The sequence below is a fragment of the Nocardia sp. NPDC023852 genome (genome assembly GCF_040639505.1).
Taxonomy (GTDB): Bacteria; Actinomycetota; Actinomycetes; order Mycobacteriales; family Mycobacteriaceae; genus Nocardia.
The window spans coordinates 129,934-152,708 of the sequence record NZ_JBFAAB010000003.1; the positions used below are offsets into that span (position 1 = coordinate 129,934).

Annotated in this window: 22 protein-coding genes; 7 read left to right on the forward strand and 15 right to left on the reverse strand. The window is 67.1% G+C overall.

Going from position 1 to position 22,775, the window contains the following annotated elements; translation table 11 throughout:
* Positions 1-21: 21 nt before the first annotated feature.
* Complete coding sequence (locus AB0H00_RS08170; protein WP_357262759.1) at positions 22-939, forward strand: AraC family transcriptional regulator; 918 nt, start codon at positions 22-24, stop codon at positions 937-939.
* A 178-nt stretch (positions 940-1,117) separates the two neighbouring features.
* Here AB0H00_RS08170 and AB0H00_RS08175 read toward each other — a convergent pair whose 3' ends face one another.
* The 6 genes from AB0H00_RS08175 to AB0H00_RS08200 all read right to left on the reverse strand — a co-directional run bounded on the left by AB0H00_RS08175 (position 1,118) and on the right by AB0H00_RS08200 (position 7,863).
* A complete protein-coding gene (locus tag AB0H00_RS08175) occupies positions 1,118-1,870 on the reverse strand; it encodes a DUF427 domain-containing protein (RefSeq protein WP_357262762.1) in 753 nt (250 codons plus the stop codon).
* A 143-nt stretch (positions 1,871-2,013) separates the two neighbouring features.
* On the reverse strand, positions 2,014-3,069 hold the full coding sequence (locus AB0H00_RS08180) for an acyl-CoA dehydrogenase family protein (protein WP_357262765.1): 1,056 nt from the start codon (positions 3,067-3,069) through the stop codon (positions 2,014-2,016).
* 70 nt (positions 3,070-3,139) lie between these two features.
* A complete protein-coding gene (locus AB0H00_RS08185) occupies positions 3,140-4,171 on the reverse strand; it encodes an acyl-CoA dehydrogenase family protein (protein ID WP_357262768.1) in 1,032 nt (343 codons plus the stop codon).
* A 91-nt stretch (positions 4,172-4,262) separates the two neighbouring features.
* The gene (locus AB0H00_RS08190) at positions 4,263-5,405 is read right to left on the reverse strand and encodes an acyl-CoA dehydrogenase family protein (RefSeq protein ID WP_357262771.1); all 1,143 of its coding nucleotides are present in this window, start codon (positions 5,403-5,405) and stop codon (positions 4,263-4,265) included.
* On the reverse strand, positions 5,405-6,337 hold the full coding sequence (locus AB0H00_RS08195; protein WP_357262773.1) for an enoyl-CoA hydratase: 933 nt from the start codon (positions 6,335-6,337) through the stop codon (positions 5,405-5,407). Before AB0H00_RS08195 ends, AB0H00_RS08190 begins: the two co-directional genes overlap by 1 nt.
* Entirely contained in the window at positions 6,337-7,863 is a 1,527-nt protein-coding gene (locus tag AB0H00_RS08200) for a FadD3 family acyl-CoA ligase (RefSeq protein WP_357262776.1), read from the reverse strand. Before AB0H00_RS08200 ends, AB0H00_RS08195 begins: the two co-directional genes overlap by 1 nt.
* A gap of 104 nt (positions 7,864-7,967) precedes the next feature.
* On the opposite strand from AB0H00_RS08200, the gene AB0H00_RS08205 reads away from it, so the two are divergent.
* From AB0H00_RS08205 to AB0H00_RS08225, 5 genes are all read left to right on the forward strand, one after another.
* Positions 7,968-9,185 (forward strand): acyl-CoA dehydrogenase family protein, encoded by a 1,218-nt coding sequence (locus AB0H00_RS08205; RefSeq protein ID WP_357262779.1) that lies wholly within the window; start codon positions 7,968-7,970, stop codon positions 9,183-9,185.
* A complete protein-coding gene (locus AB0H00_RS08210; RefSeq protein WP_357262782.1) occupies positions 9,185-9,979 on the forward strand; it encodes an SDR family oxidoreductase in 795 nt (264 codons plus the stop codon). Before AB0H00_RS08205 ends, AB0H00_RS08210 begins: the two co-directional genes overlap by 1 nt.
* A 128-nt stretch (positions 9,980-10,107) precedes the next feature.
* Positions 10,108-10,881, forward strand: a complete 774-nt coding sequence (locus tag AB0H00_RS08215) for a hypothetical protein (RefSeq protein WP_357262785.1) — start codon at positions 10,108-10,110, stop codon at positions 10,879-10,881.
* A 45-nt stretch (positions 10,882-10,926) separates the two neighbouring features.
* On the forward strand, positions 10,927-11,547 hold the full coding sequence (locus AB0H00_RS08220; protein WP_357262788.1) for a TetR/AcrR family transcriptional regulator: 621 nt from the start codon (positions 10,927-10,929) through the stop codon (positions 11,545-11,547).
* 10 nt (positions 11,548-11,557) lie between these two features.
* On the forward strand, positions 11,558-12,751 hold the full coding sequence (locus AB0H00_RS08225; RefSeq protein WP_357262791.1) for an acetyl-CoA C-acetyltransferase: 1,194 nt from the start codon (positions 11,558-11,560) through the stop codon (positions 12,749-12,751).
* Positions 12,752-12,911: 160 nt separating this feature from the next.
* Here the strand turns inward: AB0H00_RS08225 and AB0H00_RS08230 are convergent, their stop codons facing one another.
* The 4 genes from AB0H00_RS08230 to AB0H00_RS08245 form a co-directional block, all read right to left on the reverse strand.
* The gene (locus AB0H00_RS08230; RefSeq protein WP_357262794.1) at positions 12,912-13,166 is read right to left on the reverse strand and encodes a hypothetical protein; all 255 of its coding nucleotides are present in this window, start codon (positions 13,164-13,166) and stop codon (positions 12,912-12,914) included.
* Between the two features lie 171 nt (positions 13,167-13,337).
* Positions 13,338-14,366 (reverse strand): hypothetical protein, encoded by a 1,029-nt coding sequence (locus AB0H00_RS08235; RefSeq protein WP_357262796.1) that lies wholly within the window; start codon positions 14,364-14,366, stop codon positions 13,338-13,340.
* Entirely contained in the window at positions 14,359-15,120 is a 762-nt protein-coding gene (locus tag AB0H00_RS08240; protein WP_357262799.1) for a tryptophan 2,3-dioxygenase family protein, read from the reverse strand. Before AB0H00_RS08240 ends, AB0H00_RS08235 begins: the two co-directional genes overlap by 8 nt.
* Positions 15,110-16,255, reverse strand: coding sequence for a pyridoxal phosphate-dependent aminotransferase (locus AB0H00_RS08245; protein ID WP_357262802.1), 1,146 nt, complete (start codon positions 16,253-16,255; stop codon positions 15,110-15,112). Before AB0H00_RS08245 ends, AB0H00_RS08240 begins: the two co-directional genes overlap by 11 nt.
* Here AB0H00_RS08245 and AB0H00_RS08250 point away from each other — a divergent pair.
* Positions 16,212-16,313: a hypothetical protein gene (locus AB0H00_RS08250; RefSeq protein ID WP_357262805.1), complete on the forward strand. Its 102-nt coding sequence runs from the start codon at positions 16,212-16,214 to the stop codon at positions 16,311-16,313. The two genes, AB0H00_RS08245 and AB0H00_RS08250, sit on opposite strands and share 44 nt — an antisense overlap.
* A 4-nt stretch (positions 16,314-16,317) precedes the next feature.
* Here AB0H00_RS08250 and iaaH read toward each other — a convergent pair whose 3' ends face one another.
* The 5 genes from iaaH to AB0H00_RS08275 form a co-directional block, all read right to left on the reverse strand.
* A complete protein-coding gene (gene iaaH, locus AB0H00_RS08255; protein ID WP_357262808.1) occupies positions 16,318-17,751 on the reverse strand; it encodes an indoleacetamide hydrolase in 1,434 nt (477 codons plus the stop codon).
* Position 17,752: 1 nt separating this feature from the next.
* Positions 17,753-19,012: an aminotransferase class III-fold pyridoxal phosphate-dependent enzyme gene (locus AB0H00_RS08260; RefSeq protein WP_357262810.1), complete on the reverse strand. Its 1,260-nt coding sequence runs from the start codon at positions 19,010-19,012 to the stop codon at positions 17,753-17,755.
* A 169-nt stretch (positions 19,013-19,181) separates the two neighbouring features.
* A complete protein-coding gene (locus AB0H00_RS08265; RefSeq protein WP_357262813.1) occupies positions 19,182-20,543 on the reverse strand; it encodes a GNAT family N-acetyltransferase in 1,362 nt (453 codons plus the stop codon).
* A gap of 263 nt (positions 20,544-20,806) precedes the next feature.
* Positions 20,807-21,892 (reverse strand): nitronate monooxygenase, encoded by a 1,086-nt coding sequence (locus AB0H00_RS08270; protein ID WP_357262816.1) that lies wholly within the window; start codon positions 21,890-21,892, stop codon positions 20,807-20,809.
* Between the two features lie 67 nt (positions 21,893-21,959).
* On the reverse strand, positions 21,960-22,718 hold the full coding sequence (locus AB0H00_RS08275; protein WP_357262819.1) for a CoA-transferase: 759 nt from the start codon (positions 22,716-22,718) through the stop codon (positions 21,960-21,962).
* Positions 22,719-22,775 lie beyond the last annotated feature (57 nt).

Here is a 22,775-nt window from a genome sequence, read left to right on the forward strand (position 1 = left end):
GGAGAGTGCTACGGTGGCTACGTGGACATTCTCAGCGAGGCCATCGCGGCCATCCGCACCGGCAGTCCGACCTCCGGCCTGTTCATCCGGCACGCCCCGTGGGGTCGTCGGTATCCTGTCGTGCCCGGCGCGGGCTTCCACGTGGTGTTGCAGGGGTCGTGCTGGGTGGTTCCGCCGAGCGGCGAGCCGATGGCACTCGGGGTCGGAGACGTGCTGTTCATGCCGCGCGGTGCTGATCATGATCTGGTCGACAGCATGGACAGTCCGGTCACCGAGACGGCTTCGCCCGGGGAGCCGCGAGAGATCGTCGGGCCGGGTGTGCGGACCGCGCTGTTGTGCGGTGCGTACGAACTCGGCAGGCAACGCAGCCATCCGATCCTCGACGAGCTACCCGAATTCATCCATCTCGCAGCACGTCCCGGCCGTCACCCGGCGCTGCGTGGTGCCGTCGATCTGCTGGCCGCCGAGATCGCCGAACCGAGGCCCGGCAGCGACGCCGCCGTGCCCGCGCTACTGGATACGCTGCTGTTGTTCATCCTGCGCGCGTGGTTCGACGAGCAGGCCGACGCGCAAACCACTGGCTGGGCAGGCGCTTTCGTCGATCCCGCGGTCGCAGCGGTGCTGCGCGCGGTGCACGAGGAGCCCGCGAAGGCGTGGACCGTTCCCGATCTCAGCGACGTAGCAGGTGTCTCCCGCGCCACCCTTGCCCGCCGATTCACCGCGACCGTAGGCGAACCGCCCTTGGCGTATGTGACCCGCTGGCGAATGCTCACCGCCGCCCGCCTGCTCCGCGAAACCGACAATGGTCTCGGCAGCGTAGCCCGCCAGGTCGGCTACACCTCGGAATTCGCCTTCGCGAAGGCCTTCAAACGCGAATACGGCCTGGCCCCAGGCCGATACCGCCGCGCCGAGGACAACCCCCCTCTGGTCGCGGTCTGATCAAGCGGCCCGCGCCGCCGCGTCCAGCGGAACCGGCTTCGGCGTGGAAGCCGTCGCGAGGCTTGCGCCGCGCTGCTGTCCAGACCGGCGGCTGCCGGAGTCCATCCGAAGATCCATACCTGCTCGCTGCCGCCGGGCCGGCTCGAAGGCGCGAGTTCGCCCACGGGTGCGCATCAGCTCAGCTGAAAGGTGAGTGGGGCCGTTCCTGGAGTTCGCCGTCGACGTAGATGTCGACCTTCTCGTTGTAGAAACAGACAAGGCCGGCAAGCTTCTGGCTTTCCGGGAGCGGGGTGCGGTAGCCCCAGACGTAGTCCGGATATTCCTTGTCGGCGATGCGGACGTTCCAGTAGTCAGCGGTGCCCTTGTAGGGGCAGCCGGTGTGCGTGTCGGATGGCTGCAGCAGGTCCATCCGGGCGTCGGTCATCGGCAGGTAGAACCGGGCGGGCAAGCCGGTTTCGAAGACGATGCGCGGCGAGTGGGAGTCGGCGACGGTGACGCCGTCTATCACCACCTTCACGTGTCGCGAGCTGGCCAGGATGTCCACCCGGGAGTACGGATCCCGCGGGTGGACGTAGACCGGCTCGTCCTCCTCGAACCATTCGTCCATCGCGTTCCACTCCAGCCGGACCAGTTCGCGCAGTTCGGCGAGCGGTGAATCGTGATATCGCGCCGCCGCACCGGTGCCGGTCGTGCCGTCCACCACGACGTCGTAGCCGGTCGCTTCGCCGCGGCTGGGGGAGTGCTGGGTGGTCCCGTTCGGCTCGAGCTTCGCGTGCACATCCGTGACGGGCAGATAGTAGGTCGGATAGTGCGGGTTCTCCCATACGAGCACCGGCCTGGCGGAGTCGGCCACCAGCTGCCCGCCCAGATAGGCCCGCACCCTCTTCTGGCTGGTCTCGACCCTGACACGTCCCCGCTTCGCTTCGGTCATACCTCCTGACCGTACTCCTCGCGGCGCCCGGGCCGAGAGTGACGGAGGCTGGTGGCTGCGGCTTCACCCGCACACCCCCGAGGCTCGGTTCAGAGCGCCGAATCGCAAGCAAATACGAACCCGACTCCGATCCGCCCTGGCCTTCAGGCCGACCGGGTCGACGGCCGCCGCGGCGTGCCGAACAACTGTGCGTCCCCATGCGCGCGCTTGAAGAACAGATGCGCGTCGTGCTCCCACGTGATCGCGATGCCGCCGTGCAGCTGGACGGTCTCGGCCGCGATGGCGGTGAGCGCCTCCGAGCAGTGCACGCGGGCGACCCACACGTCTTCGGCGGCCGACGGGCTGTTCGTCGCCACGGCCGTGGTGGCCGCGACAGACGCGGACTTGGCCGACTCCAGCAGCACGTACATATCCGCCATCCGGTGTTTGAGCGCCTGGAAGCTGCCGATCACACGGCCGAACTGCACTCGGGACTTGGCGTACTCCACCGTCATCTCCAGGCAGCGTTCCGCGGCACCGACCTGCTCGGCGGCCACAGCGGCCCAAGCGATCTCGCGCAGCCGCGCGATGGCGCCCGTCGGGTCACCGGAGCCGAGGCGGCGGGCGGGTGCCTCGGCGAAGGCGATCTCGGCGAGCCTTCGGGTGGGGTCCATGGTCGGGGCGGATCGCAGGGTGATACCCGCGGCGGTGGGCTCGGCCTCGAAGAAACCGGTCGGGGTCACGGCGACGAGGGAGTCGGCGGACATCCCGTCCAGCACGTAGTGCGCGGTGCCGGTGAGGGTTCCGTCGGCTTCGTGCACGCCGTACTCGTCCCAGCCGCTTTCGTCCGCCCAGCAGACCGCGATCGTCCTGGTGCCCTCGGCGACCCCGGGCAGCAGCCGAGCACACGCCTCGGCATCGTTCGACAGCAGCACGGCCTGCGCGCCGAGTACAGCCGAACCGAGCATCGGCACACCAGCGAGTGTTCGGCCCACTTCGCCAACCACCACAAGGGATTCGACCAGGCCGGCGCCGAAACCGCCGTACTCCTCGGGTATCGCCAGCGCGCCCACCCCGATCTGCTCGGACAGCAGCCGCCACAGTGTGGGGTCGTAGCCCAGCTCGGTATCCATCGCCGCGCGCACCGCGGCGGACCCGGCGTGCTTGGTGAGTAGTGCCCGGACCGACGCGATGAACTCCTGATGTTCGGAAGTGCTCATAACCGCACCGCGCCGGCGCTCGGCTCCGTCATGCGCACCGCGCGCCGGGTTGATGATCTACTCGCCGCGCTCATGCCGTGCCTCGCAGTGCGCCGTCTTCGGCGGTGTCATCGCGCAGCGCACGAGCGATGCGGGAACGATGCAGATCCGGTGTGCCCCAGGCGGAACGCAGCGCCGTCACCTTGGTCAACCATAGCGAGAGGTCGTACTCGGCGGTGTAGCCGATCGCGCCGTGCACCTGCAGCGCGGCGCGCGCTGCCCGGTAGGCCGCGTCGCCGCAGGCGATCACGGCGGCCGACACGTTACGGGCGCGGGTCGGTTCCCCCATGGTCAGCGCGGCGCGGAAGAGTAGTGGCTCGGCCAGGTCCAGCCCGATCAGCACGTCGGCGAGCTTCTGCTTCACGGCCTGGAATTCGCCGATCGGCTTGCCGAACTGCTTGCGCTGCTTGGCGTATCCGGTGGCAGCGTGCAACAACGACCGCCCCGCGCCGAGTAGCTGGGCCGCGCAAGCCAGCGCGCCGGTATCGAACCCGGCAGCGGCGGCGTCGCGCACCTGTGGTCCCTCGGCGACCACGTCGTCGAGGTCGACGGCGAACAACCGGCGCGCGGCATCGACCGACCGCACCAGGCCGGCGCGATGGCCGGTGCTCAGCTGCGTGCCGTCGGCGTGCAGCACGACCTCGGCGGTGTCGGCGTCCAGCGCGACGCTGCTCTGGCCGGGTGTCGCGAAGGCCACGGTGCCCAGCGCCGCGCCCCCCGCGAAGCCGGGCAGCCACCGTGCGGCCAGGCTCTGGTCCGGAAGTGCTTGCAGCAGTGCGGGTATCGCGGCAGCAGTCTCCACCAGTGGGCCAGGCGCGGCGGCCCTCCCGATCTCCTGGAACGCCACGACCAGATCGATCGGTTCGGCGCCGACGCCGCCGTGTTCCTCGGCGACGGCGAGACCGAGGACACCCGCCTCGGCCAGCTGCTTGATCAGTGCGCGGCCGGGGCGCGGGTCACCAGCGGTCCAGGCGCGCACGATATTCGGCGTGCGCCCCGCGTCGAACAGCTTGCGCAGACTCGTGCCGAAGTCGAGTTGTTCGGGACTGAGCGCGAATCTCATCGAGCCCTCCTTTCCATACGCGACTCCCGCGTCGTAGAAGCAGACCAATAGATGGCTCGAGACGGGTAGTCGCCGGACAGGTATTGCACACTCATCGGCTGCTTCCTCTCGGTAGTCCGAGCAGCCGCTCGGCGATGATGTTGCGCTGAATCTCGTTGGTGCCCGCGTAGATCGGACCGGACAGCGCGAACAGGTATCCGTCGGTCCACGGCCCGGCCCGCTCGGCTGCCTCGCCGAGCACCGCCAGCGCGGTCTCGTGCATGGCGATGTCGAGTTCGGACCAGAACACCTTGGTGATCGAGGATTCGGCGCCCAGCTTGCCGCCCTCGTCCAACCGGGTGACGGTGCCGAAGGTGTGTAGCCGGTAGGCCTCGCTGCCGATCCAGGCGTCCACCACGGCGTCGCGCTGTGTGGTGTTGGTGCGGTCGCCGCTGTCCAGCCACAGATCGATCAGCCGCTGCGCGGTGGCGCTGAAACGGCCCGGGCTGCGCAGTGAGAGGCCGCGTTCGTTGCTGGAGGTGCTCATCGCGACCCGCCAGCCCTCGCCCGGCGCGCCGATCACGTCGCGGTCGGGCACGAACACGTCGTCGAGGAAGATCTCGGCGAAGCCTGGCTCGCCGTCCAGCTGTGGGATCGGGCGCACCTGCACACCGTCGGCGGTCAACGGGAACATCATGTAGGTGAGGCCCTTGTGCCGCTCGGCCTCCGCGTCGCTGCGGAACAGCCCGAACGCCCAGTCCGCGTACGTGGCGCGTGAACTCCAGGTCTTCTGGCCGCTGAGCAGCCAGCCACCGGTGGTGCGCCGGGCGGTGGAGCGGATGCCCGCCAGATCGCTGCCCGCCTCCGGCTCGGACCAGGCCTGCGCCCAGATGTCGTCGCCGCGCGCCATCCGCGGCATTATCCGCTCCAGCTGCTCGGGCGTGCCGTGCTCGAACAGTGTCGGCGCGAGCAGGAAGATGCCGTTCTGGCTGACCCGCCCCGGTGCGCCCGCGGTGTAATACTCCTGCTCGAACAGCACCCATTCCAGCAACGAGGCGTTGCGTCCGCCGAACTCCTCCGGCCAGGCGACCACGGAGAGGCGTGCGTCGGCGAGGGTGCGCTCCCACGTGCGATGCGCCTCGAAGCCGGCCATGGTGTCCATCGAGGGCAGTGGTGGGGTGGGTTTGTTCGCGGCGAGGAATTCGCGAACCTCCCGCTGAAATTCCTGAGTCGCCTGGTCGAGATCCAGATCCACTACATTGTTCCGTTCTGTTCCGCGGTGCTCGCCGTGGCCTTCATCGTCTTGGCGTTCATACCGCCCAGTGCATCGGCGCCGACTTCCGCGTTGTGCGCGTGCGCGAAGTGGTGCAGCCCGAAAACCGAGTCCATCCCCGAACGCATACCCATCAGGTCCTCGGCTTGGTTGACCGCCTTCTTGGTCAGGGCGAGCCCGAATTGCGGCATAGTGGCGATCTTCTCGGCGAGCGCCAGGGTCTCGGCCTCGAGCTCCGCGCGCGGCACCACCCGGTTCACCATGCCCCATTCCTTGGCCTGCGCTGCGTCGAATCGGTCGCCGGTGAACAGGAACTCCTTGGCCGCGCGAGGTCCCATCACCCAGGGGTGCGCGAAATATTCGACGCCCGGAATGCCCATGCGGACAACCGGGTCGGAGAAGAACGCGTCGTCGGAGGCGATGATCAGGTCGCACACCCATGCCAACATCAGCCCACCGGCGATGCAGGCGCCCTGCACCATCGCGATAGTCGGCTTCGGAATGTCCCGCCACCGCCTGCACATGCCGAGATAGACCTCGAGTTCGCGGGCGAAACGCTGGTCGCCGCCGACCCGGTCGACGTGGTCCCACCACAGCGCGGCCTTGTTCTGGTACCGCACATGGTGGTCCCGGCCGGGGGTGCCGATGTCGTGCCCGGCGCTGAAGTGTTTCCCGTTGCCCGCCAACACGATCACCCCCACCTCGGCGTCGTCCACGGCTCGCTCGAAGGCGGCATCGAGCGCGTAGGTCATCACCGAGTTCTGCGCGTTGCGGTAGTCGGGCCGGTTCAGCGTGACAATCGCGACGCGGCCACGCCGCTCGTAGGTGACGACTTCGCCCTCGTGTTCTTCCCGCCCCTCCGCCCCGTGTTCTTCCCGCCCCTCCGCCCCGACGGGGATTGCCGGTTCCGACATTACGAATTCTCCTCACGTAATTGACGTTTGAGCACTTTCCCAGCGGCGCTGTAGGGCAGCTGATCGCGGAACTCGACGAACCGCGGCACCTTGAAATTGGCCAGCACGGTGGTGGCGTGGGCGAGCACCTGCTCCTCGGTGAGCCGCGAGCCGGGCTTGCGTACCACGTACGCCTTGCCCACCTCGCCCATCCTGGCATCGGGTACCCCGACGACGGCGGACTCGGCCACCCCATCCAGCCGGGCCAACGCCTGCTCGATCTCGGCCGGGTACACATTGAAACCGCCGGAGATGTACATGTCCTTGAGCCGGTCGGTGATCTTCAGATACCCGCGGTCGTCGAGCGTGCCGATATCGCCGGTGTGCAGCCAGCCTTCGGCGTCGATGGTCTCCGCGGTGCCCTCCGGGTCGTCCAGGTAGCCGAGCATCACGTTGGGTCCGCGCAGCAAGACCTCGCCTGCCTCGCTGAGTCGCAATTCGAAGTCCGCGATCGGCCTGCCGCAGGTATTCGCGATGGTCTCGGCGTCGTCGTCGGCGCGGCACATGGTGCCGAATCCCGCGGCCTCGGACAGGCCGTATGCGGTGATGACGATGTCGAATCCGAGTTCCGAACGCATCCGCTCGACCAGCACCACAGGCACCGTCGCCGCGCCGGTGACGGCCACTCGCAGCGTGCGCACGTCGTACTTGGCGCGGTCGGGGAAGTCGAGGATCGTCTGATAGATAGTCGGCGGCCCTGGCAGCACCGTGATCTTCTCTTCGGCGACCAACCGCATGGTCTCCGGTACGTCGAAGGTGGCCTGCGGGATGGTCGTTGCCCCGGTGACCAGGCAAGCGAGGATGCCCGCCTTGTAGCCGAAGTTGTGGAAGAACGGGCTCACCACCAGATACCGGTCGTCACCGCGCAGCGTGGCGCATTCCGCCCACGCCCGCACCACCGACAGCGCCTGCCGATGCGCGACCAGAGTGCCCTTGCTGCGACCGGTGGTGCCGGAGGTGAACAGGATGTCGGAGATGTCGTCGGGACCGACCGCCACGGCGCGTTCCTCCGCCTCGGCCACCGTGACCCGTTCGGCGACGGTCGCAAGCTCCGACCAGTCCAGAGCGGCGATGTCGGTGTTCTCACCGCCCGCCTCGACCGGAATGACCACCACGGTGTCGATAGCGAGAGCTCGTGCGGCCCCGCGGAGTTCGGCGAGCCGGTCGCGGCCGAGGAAGTTCCCTGCGACGAAAAGGGCCTTCGCCTCCACCCGGCCGAGCAGGTCGGCCGCCTCGTCGGCGACATAGCGGGTGTTCAACGGCACCAGTGTCGCGCCGGCGTAGTGCGCGCCGAGCGCGGCGATCACCCAGTGGTGGGTGTTGGGCGCCCACATGGCCACCCGGTCGCCGATACACACACCGCGCGCGATGAGTGCCCGCGCCACCTCCTGGACCGCCTCGAGCAGCTGCGTCCAGTTCAGCCGGACCGGGCCGTCGGCGATAGCCGGTGCGGCGCCGAACGTGCGGGCGGCGTGGTGCAGTGCCATCGGTGTCGTTTGTGCAGGGGTTGTCACGGTTGTCCTCACCGTCCGTGCGAGCCACTTATGTCCGTGCTCTACAAAGCAAGTGCTTGGTAGGTTATCCTACCGGCGTGGGTGCTATCCAGACCTCGGAATCCGACACCGCTGCGCCGGACGGACGGTTTTCCGCTGCGCAAGACGCACAATTCGCCACCGAGGTGCGCGAGTGGCTGGCGGAGAATCTCGACGGAGAATTCCGTGAGCTGCGCGGCCTCGGCGGTCCCGGTCGAGAGCACGAGGCCTTCGAGGAGCGGCTCGCCTGGGACCGGCACCTGGCCGCGGCGGGGTGGACCTGCCTGGGGTGGCCCAAGGAGTACGGTGGCCGGGCGGCGACCGTGCGCAGGCAGGTGATCTTCCACGAGGAGTACGCCAAGGCCAACGCGCCCGCGCGGGTCTCGCACGTCGGCGAGGAACTGCTCGGGCCCACCTTGCTCGCTTTCGGCACCCCCGCGCAGAAGGACCGGTTCCTGCCGAGCATCCGCGCGGTCACCGAGCTGTGGTGCCAGGGCTATTCGGAACCGGGGGCCGGGTCGGACTTGGCCGCGATCAGCACCGCGGCGCACCTGGACGGCGACGAGTGGTCGATCAATGGGCAGAAGATCTGGACCTCGCTGGCGCATGTCGCGGACTGGTGTTTCGTCGTCGCCCGCACCGAGCGCGGCTCTACCAGGCACAAGGGCCTTTCCTACCTACTCGTCCCGATGAAACAGCCGGGCATCGATGTGCGCCCGATCATCCAGCTGACCGGCACCTCGGAGTTCAACGAGGTCTTCTTCGACAACGCGCGCACCGCGGCCGACCTGGTGGTCGGCGAGCCGGGTGACGGCTGGCGCATTGCCATGGGCACACTGACCTTCGAGCGGGGCATCTCCACGCTCGGCCAGCAGATTCGGTTCGCGCGTGAGCTGGCCGATATCGAGGCGCTGGCCCATCGCACCGGCGCGGCCGACGATCCGCTGATCGCCGACCGGATCGATCGGGCCTGGGTCGGGCTGCGCGTCCTGCGTGCGCACGCGATGCGCACCCTGGGGGCCGCGGGCGTGGACGATGGGGGCGGCCAGGCGTCGGTGGCGAAACTATTGTGGGCCAACTGGCATCGGGGCCTCGGCGAGCTGGCCATGGCCGTGCTCGGCGCGCGCGGGCTGGTGGCGGGCGAGGACGATCTCGACGAATGGCAGCGGCTGTATCTGTTCACCCGCGCCGACACCATCTACGGAGGTTCGAACGAAGTGCAGCGCAATATCATCGCCGAGCGCGTGCTCGGACTGCCGCGCGAGGCGCGCGCGTGATGGGGCCGCTGTCGGTCGCCCCCGCGCCGGTTCCCGGGCACGGCCTGCTGACCGGACGCACCGCTGTGATCACCGCCGCCGCGGGCACTGGCATCGGTTCGGCCACCGCGCGCAGGCTGCTCGCCGAAGGTGCTGATGTGGTCGTCTCCGATTGGCACGAGCGACGTCTCGCGGAGACCGCGACCGAGCTGGCCGCCGAGTTCCCGAACCGGCAGGTCGCCTCGATCGCGTGTGACGTGCAGAGCACCGAGCAGGTCGACGCGCTGGTGCGCGGCGCTGCCGAGGCCATCGGCCGGATCGACATCATGGTCAACAACGCCGGGCTCGGCGGCGAGACCCCGGTGGTCGACATGACCGACGAGCAGTGGGACCGGGTCCTGGACATCACCCTGAACGGCACTTTCCGCTGCACCCGTGCCGCGCTGACCTACTTCCGCGACGCCGGCCACGGCGGCGTGATCGTGAACAACGCCAGCGTGCTCGGCTGGCGTGCCCAGCACGGCCAGGCACACTACGCCGCGGCCAAGGCCGGCGTGATGGCGCTGACCAGGTGCAGCGCGGTCGAGGCCGCCGAATTCGGCGTCCGGATAAACGCGGTGGCGCCGAGCATCGCCAGGCACGCCTTTCTGGACAAGGTCAGCTCGACCGAACTGCTCGACCGGTTGTCCGAACGCGAGGCATTCGGCCGCGCGGCCGAGCCGTGGGAGGTCGCCGCGACGATCGCGATGCTGGCCAGCGACTACACCTCTTACCTGACCGGCGAGGTGGTCTCGGTCAGTAGCCAACGCGCCTGAGCTGCTGTGTTTGTTTTTGTAGCGCCTGCTGCCCTGCGCTGTTCGCGCCTATTCGGCACGCTGAGTGGACGGCTGGTCAAAGGTGTGGAAAACGATGGCGCATCGGCTCACCGGGTGTGCCATGCTGGATGGGGTCGAATCTCATACCCGCCAAGGGGGCGATGGCTATGGGCCTGGATCGCCCACCTGCCCGCGAACAATTGGAACTCGAGTTAGTGCGCGAAGTCGTGCTGGCCAGACGGCGGCTGGAAAGTTTGATACTTTCCGCGCTCACGCTCGGAGCCGAACTCATCGAGCACACCTCCGAATGCGCGACCGCCATGCGTGCCGCGCAGATTCTCGAGGAACACGCCGTCGATGAAGGCGAGGTCGCACGCGACCCGCGCGGTGCGCTACGCGCCGATCTGGCCCGCGATCGGGAGCGCGCCAGACACATCGGGCTGAGCTCCGAATTCGACCCGTCCGAGAGCGAAGAGGAGCGGCGCAGACAGCGCCAGTACGCGCTGCTGTGCGAGGTCCGCGCGGATCTGCTCGCCGTCGTCGCGAAGTGTCGGAAGTTCCGGTTCGACCGGGTGGCCTTCGCGGACGAGGTCGCGCGCGGCCTGTGCGCCGCTACCGACAAGATGGTGCTGGCCGCGGACATGGAAACCTATCGCGCCTGGCAGCGCGGCATGCTGCTCAAGCTGATCGAGGAGCCTGTGCGCTACGGTCCGCCGCGGGTGATGGCCACGGTGGACGCCGGACCCGACCGTGGCGAGCTCACCGTCGAGTGGGACAGCTGCGAGCGTCGTCTCGCGCTCGTCACGCGGATGGCCAGGGCCGGCGTGTCACCCGTGGTGATCTGCGATCGGTTGCTCGCCGACCTGTCGGTCTCCTCGCCACTGCGCTACTCGGCGCGCTGAGTCACCGTACCTACCCACTCGACCAAGCAAATGCTTGGTTGTATTATGGGGCCCGTGACCGCACCAGACGCCTCGAAATCAGCACGGCGCAACGAACTGCTCGCACTGGCGGCCGAGCTGTTCGCCGAGCGAGGACTGCGCGCCACCACGGTGCGCGACATCGCGGATGCGGCCGGAATCCTGTCGGGCAGTCTCTACCACCACTTCGATTCGAAGGAATCGATGGTGGACGAGATCTTGCGCGGTTTCCTGGACGACCTGTTCGGCCGCTACCGCGAGATCGTCTCCTCCGGGTTGAGTTCGCGAGACACTTTGGAAGCTTTGGTGCTCGCGTCCTACGAGTCGTTCAACCGCTGGCACGCCGCGGTGGCCATCTACCAGGCCGAGGCCAAGCGCCTGAGCGCCACGGAGCGGTTCACTTACATCGCCGACTACAACCGCGAATTCCGTGAACTGTGGCACCGGGTGCTGACCAGCGGCGTCGAGGACGGCAGTTTCCGGCCGGAACTCGACGTCGAACTGGCCTACCGGTTCCTGCGCGACACGGTTTGGGTCGCGGTGCGGTGGTACCGGCCAGGCGGTGCCATCACCGTCGACAACCTCGCCAAGCAGTACCTGACCATCGTGCTCGACGGGCTCACCGTCCCCGAGCGGCGCACCACGTAGGAGCCCTTACATGTCAGCACCTTCCGCGTCCCGTCGCCCTTACATCCCACAGCGGGACGCCTACGTGATCGATGCGGTACGCACCCCGGTCGGCAAGCGCGGCGGCGCACTGGCGGGCGTGCACCCGGCCGACCTCGGTGCGGTCGCGCTACGCGGTCTGTTGGACCGCACGCCGATCGACCCGGGTAACGTGGACGACGTCGTCGTAGGTTGCGTCGACAACGTGGGGCCGCAGGCGGGCAACATCGGCCGCACCATGTGGCTGACCGCGGGTTACCCCGAAGAGGTTCCCGGTGTCACGGTCGACCGGCAGTGCGGATCCAGTCAGCAGGCCATCAATTTCGGCGCGCAGGCCATCATGAGCGGCACCGCCGAGGTGATCGTCGCGGGCGGCGTGCAGAACATGAGCGCCATCCCGATCTCCGCGGCCATGCTGGCGGGCAAGGAGTACGGCTTCGAGTCACCGTTCGTCGGCGCACAGGGCTGGGACCATCGCTACGGCACCGGCGAGGTGTCGCAGTTCCGCGGCGCTCAGCTGATCGCCGAGAAGTGGGGCATCAGCAGGGAGGACATGGAACGCTGGGCACTGCGCAGCCACGAGCGGGCGCGCGACGCCATCAAGAACGGCCGCTTCGACAACGAGATCGTGCCGGTCGGCGACTTCTGGATCGACCAGGGCCCACGTGAGACCAGCCTGGAGAAGATGGCCACGCTCCCCGCACTCGCCGAGGGCAGCCCGCTGACCGCCGCTGTGGCGAGCCAGATTTCGGACGGCGCCAGCGCCACCTTGCTCGCCTCCGAATGGGCCGTGCAGGAGTACGGCCTGACGCCACGGGCGCGCATCCACCACGTGAGCGCGCGCGGCGCGGATCCGATTTTCATGCTCAGCGCCCCGATTCCAGCGACCAAATGGGCGTTGGAGAAGTCCGGTCTGACCATCGACGATATCGATGTGGTCGAGATCAACGAGGCATTCGCACCGGTGGTGCTCGCCTGGCTGAAGGAGATCGGCGCCGACCCGGAGCGTGTCAACGTCAACGGTGGCGCCATCGCTCTCGGCCACCCCCTCGGCGCCACGGGCGCAAAGCTTTTCGCGACGCTGCTCAACGAACTGGAACGGATCGGCGGCCGCTACGGACTGCTGACCATCTGCGAGGGTGGCGGCACCGCGAACGCCACCATCATCGAGCGGCTGTCCCACTGACCCCGTACCGCCGAGCGGCACGTCGGACAAGCGTGCCGCTCGGCTTGTGCGTCACCGATTCGACTGCCGAATCAGCGACTATCCGAGCACGGTCGGACTGAACCTGGTGGTCCGACTGCGCTCGGGACCGAGCCTCCTTTTCACCACCCTCGGCTGTGGGCTACTCGCCGCCGCCTTTTCCTTTGCCTTTCCCCTTGCCCTTCCCTTTTCCTTTGCCCTTGCCATTCTCATCGCCACTTCCGCCGCCCTTGCCACCCTCGTCGGACACTTGACCGGAGTCGTCGTCCTGCGCGAGATATGCGACGGTGCCGCTTGCCGTTTCGCTCGTTGCGGGCAGCGCGGCGAGTCCCGCAGTCAGCGCACCGGCAGCGACCGCGGCGATCGACACGACGGCTCGAACAGACCTGTCTCCCATACCAATCCTTCCCTGTCGATCGGTTTCCTTGGTGGAGCAGGGCGAAGCTAGCACTGCCGACAACTCGAGCCCTGCGGCTCGCCAGGCGGAATCACCCGTCGTGATACGGCCGACACTCCATCGTGATCCGTATCCCAGGTGTCCCGAGAAGGGGCCGAACGCCCTCTGCGGTCATCGGATACCCCGCATGACAGCCTTGTGGATCGTGATTGCTCGGCTGAGCGCGCCGGGGTTCGTCGTCGGATCCGCGGGGACGGCGGTCAGGTCCGCCGGGACGCCAGGGCGTAGTAGTGAGCTGGTGATCGCGTGCAGGATGTCGACCGGCGTCAGCCCGGCTTCGGTGAGTGCGACGACTTCTCGGGCGTTGACAGCGCGCGGCAGTGGACCATTGCCCAGGTCGGTGCCGTACCGGACTGTTCCGCCTGCTGCGTGGAAGCGGTGGAGATTGCGCAAGGCGGTGTCTCGTTCATGGGTGGGAGTTCCCCAACCATGGATATCGAGGGTCGAGATGATCGTCGTGCTGCGGGCGAGGTCGTTGATCAAGTCGTCAGTGAGGGTTTCCGTCCACGGTGTGTGTGCGAGTACCCGTATGCCGGCCTGATACGCCCGCAGGGTTTGTCCGGGTCCCTGGGTATGTGCGGTCACCGGAATGCCATGGTCGGCCGCGGTGTGGACTATCGCGCGCAAGGTGGCGTCGTCGACGACCGGACCCGCTTCGGAATTGAGGGCGACCTTGATCGTTATCGGCTCGTGCGGGAGTAACGATTCGACGGCCGCGGCGCCCGAATGTGGTCCATCGACTTCGAGTGCGATTCCCGCTGGAGCCCAATCCTGTTGGGTGGGATAACCGCCGGGCGCGGTGAGGAAGGGGCCCGCCGCCCGGATTCGGGGCAGGTCCGGATCGTTCCGCGAGCGCTCGACCAGTGGCCAGAGGTCGTCGGGCGTGCCGCCCAGATCGACCAACGTGGTCACTCCGGCCACCAGGAGTTCGGCAGGATCGATCAGGGCTGTGTGCACATGGTGGTCGGTGAGACCGGGCAGCAGTATTCCGTCGAGGTGGGTTCGCGGCACGGCGGGCGGCGCGGCGGAGGGTGGGCCGATCCAGCTGATCTCGTCGCGGCACACGCCTACCGCGGTGGGCCCGGCGAGGTCGTCCGCGCCGAGCCACGCCGCGTCGGCGACGAACAGATGGTCAATCATGCTGTGGCTGAATGAGTTCGGGGAAGAACACGTCATCGATGGTGGCTTCGAGATAGCGTGCGCCCGAGGTGCCCGCGGTGCCTGGAGTACTGCCGAGATGCTTCAGCACGAGCTGGAGATGACGCCGCCGCCATTCCCGCAGGTGCCCATCGATGGCAAGGAGATGTGTAGCGATCTGATACTCGACACGCTGCTCGGCGGCCTGAATTCGTTGGAACACTCCGAACAGTTCAGGCGTGGATTCCCGGCGTCTACTCCAGTCTCGTTCCAGATAGTGCTCGGGCACGGCGTGGCCGCGCCGGTGCAGATATCGAATCAGTTCGTCGAACAGGCTCGGCTCGGTGGCGTAGCGGGCCGCGAAATTCCGCCAGCCGGGGTGGCGTTTTCCGAGCAGGAACTCCAGGTCCCGATACTGCTTCGAATACAGGCCGGATGCCCGGCCCAGATAGGGTCGCAACAGGTGAAATGCGTCGGGCGACAAGGTGTCCAACACCGCCCATTGCTCGTTCAGGCGCAACAGCACTTGCTCGGCGCGGGACAAGGTGGGCAGCCCCGGGGTATCCGCACGGAATGCTTTCCGTACCGCGGTCAGTTCGTGCAACAACAGTTTGAGCCATAGTTCGGTGACCTGATGGCAGATGATGAACATCATCTCGTCGTGCTGTTCTGGATCGGTGCGTGGCTGCTGCGCGCCGAGCACCTGGTCCAGGTGCAGGTAGTCGGCGTAGGTCAGCTGGGCCAGGTCAGTATCCATAGCGTGCCTTACTCATCCGGGTGAGCGCCTCGATGATCACCGGAAGCGGCGGTCCCAAATACAACCGGTAGCACGGTGATCGGTCACCACCTTCGGCGTCCCACCGATCGACCCCCACCAGCACGCCCGTCTGCCGCAGACATTCGCGACGGAACTGCGCCACCGAACCGTGTCGCTGTGCCCGGGGCAGCGGCACGTGCGCGAACGGTGCGAACTCCCCGACCTGTGCCAGGTCGGCCGGGTAGCCGAGTTCGGTGCACAGCGAATCATGCACGGCAGACCGTTTTTCGGTGTATTCCCGCCCCTGTTCGGCGAGGTAGCGCTCGGACGCCGGATCGGAGAGCCAGCTTGCCATCGCCTCCTGAAGAGGAATGGCACTGGCGAAACTCCGTTGAAACTGCCACTGGTTGACCAACGTGTCGAGCGTGTGTGGATGTGCGGTTGCCGCGCCTATTCCCCAACCACTGCAATGGAATTGCTTTCCCAGTGACCGGACGGCCAGCCAGCGCGATTCGGGCGTTTGCCGCAACAGCAGCCGCAGGGCGGATGTCGGTGTCCGTTCCGGATCGTGGACCCCGAAGTACGCGTCATCCAGCAAGATCGCCGCGCCGGCCGCTCGCGCCGCTTCGAGCAACTGGCGGACGAGTTCGGGCCGCCAGTTGGCGCCAGTGGGATTGTGCTGGGCGTTGATCACCAGCAGCGTGTTGTGGTCCATGGCGAGGTCGGTGGTGACGGGCTGGCCCGCGTCCAACGGGTAATAGCGCATCCGGCAGCCGAGCGGCCCGAAAACCCCGGCATAGTCCCAGCCGGGCATAGGCGCGAGCACTGTGGTGACGCCGTCGGCGCGCAGCATCCGGCCGAAGTCGAACATTGCGTTTCTCGTGCCACCCGCGGTCACCGCGACTTCGTAATCCCCGGAGAATTCGGGCGCGAGCCCGTGCGTGCGAGTGATATACGAACGCAGGACGCGTTGTAGACGGGGCAGACCGTACTGCGATATGACGTATCCGTGTGTGTGCGTCGGCAGCGCGGCCAATCCCGCGGTCAAGCCGGGCGCGGTCCTGGTCCACGTTTCGCCGAAACCTAGATAGATGAGTTCACCGGCCGGGCTGCCCGCTGCCAGGTATTCGGACACGAGTTCGGTGTCGGGGAACCTGGTGCGTAACTCGGGTCCCGCGATCACCTCACGATAGGGAATCATCGGGCCTTCCCGCCGGAAACCGAGGTGGCTCGCGGACTCGGCAGCGGTCCGAACAGCTGCTCACAGGTGCGGGCGATCCGCAGCAAACGGCTGTCGCTGCCGGGTGGTCCGTCCAGCGCGATCCCTATCGGCAGGCCGGAGCTGTCCAGTCCGGCAGGCACACTGACGCCGGGCCACCCGAGAATACTGCCGAGGTTGGTGGTGCGGCTGTAGGCGAGGAACGCCGAAACCAGCTCGCCGCCCAACTCCACCTCGTCGGCCCCGATCGGCGCCGCGGTGACCGGCGTGGTCGGCCACAGCAGTGCGTCGAGCCGGTGCGTGGTCAGGCTGGCGCGCACCAGTTCGTCCAACTCGGGCCGATAGCGCGTCATCGCGGCCGTGTAGTCGTCGGGCGAGATCGCGTCCGTGCCCAAAAGTCCGGTGAGAAGCTGTTCGACATCGGGGCTTCCGCAGCACGCGACGAGCTCGGCCAACGACATGGCGATATTGCCAGTCGTCAGGTAGTTCTGCAGCTCGATGGGTGTCTCGTAGAAGGCGATCGGGAAACCTGCTTTGGCGATGAGGTCGCCGGTGTGCGCGGGAAATTCCAGCTCCACGATTTCGATCCCGGCGGCAGCGAGCTGAGCTGTGCGTCGTTCGAAACACTCCGCCAGGTCGGGGGCAAGTCCATCGACGAAGGGACGGCGCACGACGCCGAGCCGCACCGGTACGGGAGCGACGTCTTCCGGCTCGGTAACCCCGCTCAGGACCGAATCCAGCAGCCGCACATCCTCGACGGTCCTGGCCAACGGCCCGACCGTATCGCGGGTGCCGGACACCAGAATGAGACCTCGTTGCGAGTAGCGACCGACGGTGGGGCGGAAGCCGACCACGCCGCACAGGCTCGCGGGCATCCGCACCGAACCGCCGGTGTCGGTGCCCAATCCAGCGGGCGCCAACCGGGCGGCAACCGCCGCGGCAGTGCCTCCGCTACTGCCGCCGGCTATCCGGTCCGGCCGGTACGGATTGGCCACCGGGCCGTACGAACCGTTATTGCTGGTCATGCCGTATGCCAGCTCATGCAGGTTGGTTTTGCCCAACACCAGCGCTCCGGCATCCCGCAGTCGGCGCACCACGTCGGCGTCGGCGGACGGCTGGTGCTCGCGCAGGGCGGGTGTGCCACCGGTGGTGGGGAGGTCGGCGGTGTCGATGTTGTCTTTGACGGCGAGCGGCACACCGTGCAACGGCCCGAGTACCGCCCCGCTCGACCGCGCTGCGTCGGCCTGTTCGGCTGCGGCGAGCACCGCCTCCGCGCGTACGGTGATGAAGGCGCCGAGTGCGCGATGTTCGTCTATGCGATCCAGAAGCGCCCGAGCATATTCCCTCGCGGACACCGAACCTCGTTTGATGTGAGCCGCCGCGTCGGCGACGCCCCACTCGATCGGGTCCATATCAGTGTCCCGCATTCTCGACGAGCAGGTGTGGAATGTGTGTGCTGATGTAGGGGCCGAGCTCGAGCAGCACGTCGTGCACAGCGTCGATGAACGTCTCGATGTGGTGGTCGGTCATCGGGGTGGACAGGGCGAACAAGCCGCGGCGCGCCGTGTAGATACCGCGGTTGAGCAGCGCGAGGTGAAACAACTCGGGCAGTTCCGCCAAGCCGGCGCGGCGGGCCAGCGCATCTTGCGGGTTGTTGATCGGCCCGTGGCCCCAGTGCAGGTGCATCAGGGACCCGATGCCGGTCATCCGCAGTCGCACGCCCGCCCGGCGTGCCGCTTCGGGGAGGTCCCGGATCAGCCGCTCGCCTTTCGCGTTGAGCTGCTCCACTTCGGCGGGGCCGTAGGTGTTCAGCGCGGCCAGCCCGACGGCCAGACTCATGTTGTTCCCACCGAACGCGCCCGCGTGATAGACGTGACCTGGTCGGGTGGGGTCGAACTGGGCCATGATGTCTTCGCGACCGCCGAATGCGCCCAGCGGGAAGCCGCCGCCGATGATCTTGCTGAGTGAGGTGAGATCCGGCGTGATGTCGTAGCGACGTTGCAGCGGCCCCATCCGGAAGGTGGCGCACTCATCGAAGATGAGCAGCACGTCATGAGCGGTGGTGAGTTCGCGCAGACCACGCAGATACGCGACGTCGCCAGGAATACCGCCTGCCGCACCCATCATCGGTTCCACGATGAGCGCGGCGATCCGCTCGGCGTGCAAAGCCAACAGTTCCCGCGCCGCCGCCAGATCGTTGTACGGCAGCAGCATCACCTCGCGCATCCGCGCCTTGGGCACCCCGCGCGCAGGCTGGGCCGGCGGGAAGGATTCCGGCAGGCCTTCCTGCGGATACGTCGGATCGGTCAGGCCTGTGAACATGTTGATCTGCGCATCGTCGTGCAATCCGTGGTAGCCGCCGTCGATCTTGACGATGACGTCACGGCCGGTGAACGCCCGCGCGGCCCGGATGGTGAGCATGGTCGCTTCGGTGCCCGAATTGCAATACCGCACTTTTTCGATCGACGGAACGCGCTCGCACACCACGGCCGCGTGCCGAGCCTGCACCTCCACGGGCGTACCGAGGGCGGAGCTCTTACCGATTTGTTCTGCCGCCGCCGCGAGCAGTGCGGGATGACAATGACCGTGCACGGTCGCGCTCATGTTGTTGTAGAAGTCGAGATAATCGTTGCCGTCGACATCGGTCATCACGCAACCGGCGCCATGGTCCATGAAAGTGGGGTATGGCGTGAAATGGTTGATTGTCCGGGTATCACCTCCGGGAAGCCATTCCTTCGCGTTCTCGTGTAACCGCAGAGATTTTTGCGTGCGAACGAGATATTCATCTCTTATTCTTTGCGCGGCTATGGTTTCGAGCAAGGTCACGAGAATTCCTTCATAATCAGATCACTGGCCAGATTTGCGATGGAAGCTTGGGGAAGAGGGTGGTGAGCAGGGCCGCCGCGAGCTGGGTCTGCAGTCGATGGTCGACATACGCCGGGGCGAGTTCTCCCAGTTCGGCGTGACCCAGGAGCAGTGACAAGAACATCGCGACCGGCATGGACGCATCCGAGGAACGCCTGGTGTGCTCCGGCCACCGGTCGATATCGGCCACTTTTCCGTCCTGGAACTGCAGTCGCAAGCCGAAGGTGTAGAAATGTAGCCGCAGCGTGCCGGTATGCCCCCGGAAGGCCGACTCGGCCAGCCTCTTGTCCAGCACGGGTGTGATGTGACGAAGAAACGCGGCGAGATCCGGAATCCGAACGAACCAGCCGATATCAGGCGGACGTCGTACCAGCAGATCGCCTAGTATCTGATAGGCGGGGTGGTCGGTGCCGAGCCACAGCATGTATCCATCCGCACCCGTCGTCTGCCGCAGTACGCTCGGCAGGATTTCCGACCAGGAAACGTCCGGCGCCAATTCGAGCCCGGAAATGGAAGTCACCGATTCCGGACATGGCTGCCCGGGTAGCCAGCTCGGAATGGAAAAACTGGGAATACCACCATAACCCGACAGTGCATAGCCCACCGGTCGATCGCCCTGCTGAATGACGAAGATTTCGTCGCGCATCATGTTGTCGCGGCTCCGGCCGGTGAGTTCGTATGCCCACAGCGCTCGGTCGCGTGCGCAGGTGAGCAAGGCCCGGGCCCCGGCATGGCCGTCGATGCTCTCCAGAAAAGGTGCATCGGCCGCAGTAGCACAACGCAATCCGGCAGGCTCGCCCGTCGACGGCGCCGGTGGCAGGTCACGCGTCCAGCCGCCACGGCCCGCGCGTTGGGTGAGCACCGCGTGATAGCCGTGCTCCTGATGGAAGAACATCAGGTCGGTGATGACCTGCATCAGCTGGCCGCGGCCCGCGCTGCGCTCGTGCAGCGCGTCGAACTGACGGCCGATGAGCCCCCGCCTGCGATAGTCGGCATGCGTCGCCACCAGTTCCAGTCGGCCCACGCCGAACCGAATCCCGGCGTAGGACCAGGTCTGCGGCACCAGGGTCAGACCGGATGCGAGTGCACCGGTGGCCGGATCCTCCACCACTGTGATGTCCGCCAGCTCCATGGTGGGATGTGCGCGATCGAAAAGCTCGGCACTCCAAGCGCCGACGGCCGCATTGGGTTTGCCGTCCGAATCCTTATGGGCATCGGACTGGAGGGACGCGAACGCGTCTCGGTCGCCCGGAATCGCGGATCGCAGTATCAAACCATCCGGCAAGCGAACCGGTAGCACCGTCATCGTGCTGGTCTCTCTGCCCACTGGCCACGGCATGCACTCACATGGTGCAGTATCACGGATCCGCGATACTCCGGCTGACCAGCGCTGGGGAGCGTTCGGATCGCTGCTCGTCCACTATCGAGGGGAGCGGTCTCCTCCATCGAATACCGGCGTGCGAGTTCGCGTTATCGTTGCTGTCTGGAAGTGTCTGACGCCGCCTAGTGCGACTACAGACCTGCGTTCGGTGGCAATCGCGCACAGTTCGCTACCCGAGCGAGCTGCCTTCGGACCCACCAGGCCGAAGGCAGCCTGCTGCTTCACTCGAAGGCAGAATCCGCACGGTCGGCGAGCGCGCCGATCGCCTCGATCCGCGCGGCCGCGTCCGTGACGATCCGGTCGATCAATTCCGCACAGGTGGGTAGGTCTGCGATGATCCCGGTGACCTGCCCGGCCGCGAGCACCCCGGCCTGGGTATTCCCTTCGACCAGCCCCGCACGCAACAGCATCGGTGTATTCGCTGCCATGATGACCTGGGGCCAGCTGAGGTCCTTGGTCTTTCGCATCGCCAGGCCGTCGCGGACCAGGGCCGACCACTTCATCCCGGTCATGCTCTTGAACTTCGCGGCATTGGAGACCGCCGTGGTCAAACCACGCCAGCGGCCCGAATGTTCGAGGCGCTGTACGAGTTCGGTGTTCAGCACGCGGTGCGGCATGCCGTCGACCTTCACTGATACCACCGTGTCCTGCAACTGCCTGCCCAGGTACTCCTGCTTCACGGCGTCGGGCACCGTGCTCTCCCGGGTGAGCAGGAACCGGGTGCCCATCGCGATACCCGCTGCGCCGTAGGCCAGGGCAGCGGCGAGACCGCGCCCGTCGAAGAACCCGCCGGCCGCGACCACGGGGATGTCCACCGCGTCCAGTACTGAGGGAAGCAGCAGCGTGGTAGCCACCGGGCCCGTGTGCCCGCCGCCCTCGCCGCCCTGCACGATTACCGCGTCCGCGCCCCAAGCCTCGACTTTCACCGCGTGCTTTGCCGCGCCGATCGACGGGATCACCACCACTCCGGCGTCTTTCAGCTTGGCGATCAAGTCCTGTCTGGGGGCGAGCGCGAACGAGGCGACGGCCACCTGCTCGCGGATCAGCAGATCGATTCGCTCGGCGGCGTCGGTGGCGTCGGCGCGGATGTTCACACCGAACGGTTTCGACGTGTGCGTCTTGGTCTTCGCGATCGCCGCATCCAGCTCCGCGAAAGTCATGGTGGCGGAGGCGAGAATACCGAGCCCGCCCGCCTCCGCGGTGGCCGCGACCAAGCTCGGGCCCGCGACCCAGCCCATGCCGGTCTGCACGATCGGGTGTTCGATGCCGACCAGGTCGGTCAGCGCGGTGCGCAGGTGAACGGTCATGGCTTCACCTCGCCGGCGCTCAGCTCCGTCATGACCGCGATCGCGGCTGTGCTTGTCGTTCGCTCACTCATGCAGCGACCTCGGTTTCTCTAATCTTCGCGGGATCGAGCACCTCTCGGATCAGTCGCAGCTCTTCGGTGGTGGGCGAGCGGGTTTCGCCCGCGTCGGCGAGGTCCGCGATCTCGAATGCGGTGTTGTCGGCGACCTCGTCGGCGGTGACGCCGGGGTGCAGGCTGCGGGCACGCATGGTGTGGCCGGGACCTTCGAAATCGAAAACACCCAGGTTGGTTACGACGCGATGCAGGTGCAGAAATCGGAACGCCGGGTTGGCACGGTCCACGTTGTCGTATCCCACGCCGGAGACGACGTCTACCCGGTCGGTGAAGACCCGCCTGGTGTGCCGCGAAACCCAGTAACTGGTGGCGTGGTTGACCGTGTTGCCCGGTGCGCCGCGCACGCCGAACATCTGCCGGGTCGGTTGTTGCAACGGGCCGAACGCGGACAGGTTCTGATTGCCGAATCGGTCGATCTGGTTGGCTCCCATCACCACATGCCGCCGACCGGAGGCCACGACATCGAACACCTTCCGGAACGGAATCCACCCCTCGATGGGCGCCTTGCCGCCGATCGGGGGAGTGTCGGCAAGCAACAGCGCCTCGCCGTCGGAGAGCAGCAGGTCGGGTTCGGTAGTGAGCTTGGCCAGCCGAGCGCCGATGATCGACATCGGCGACATGGGGCTGGCCATGATCTCCCCCGCGCCGCTGAAGATCTCCGCGCAGGCGACCGCGCACACCTCAGCCCTGGTGATGATTTCGGCAGTGGTCATCGCGACGCCTCCTGTGTTACGCGGGGGTTCCCGCCCCCCCTCGGCGCGATGAGCGCT